The sequence below is a fragment of the Modestobacter excelsi genome (genome assembly GCF_005930495.1).
GTDB lineage: Bacteria > Actinomycetota > Actinomycetes > Mycobacteriales > Geodermatophilaceae > Modestobacter > Modestobacter excelsi.
This window is the reverse complement of the sequence record NZ_SJEX01000166.1, coordinates 1-449: the sequence shown is the minus strand read 5'-3', so window position 1 is coordinate 449 and position 449 is coordinate 1. Positions and strand designations below refer to the sequence as shown.

At 29.8% G+C, this 449-nt stretch carries 1 protein-coding gene; it reads left to right on the top strand.

The features are described from left to right. Window positions 1-231: 231 nt before the first annotated feature. Window positions 232-449: BCCT family transporter (locus FHL80_RS27300; RefSeq protein ID WP_216871049.1), on the top strand; the 218-nt coding region annotated here is incomplete at its 3' end.

Genomic DNA, 449 nt, shown 5'->3' with positions numbered 1-449 from the left:
CATATAATATGGATGAATAGTATTGATTTATTCAGAAATGCAGTAAAATAATCAATTAAATAAACGCAGTGATTTCATTAAATGGAATCACTGTGTTTTTATATACAATTCAAAACGTTAGCATGATAGCCTGAAAGTATATTATAAAAAAGTGAGCGTATAGAGAAATTTTTGAATGTACAATTTCAACACTTGTGCAATACATAATTAAATGAAGTTAGGGTATAAGTTATGCATAAACGAAATAGGGGGAGGCTACTATTTTTTATGCGTTTAAATAAATTAACGATAGTATTCTGGGTTGCCCTAGCGATTTGTACATTATTCGTTGTTTACGGTGCAATTTGGCCTAAACAACTAGAAACGGGTACTCAGTCAATAACAGACTTTATAGCAGTAAATTTTGGTTGGTATTACTTATTACTAGTGTTAGTCATACTCATAGTATG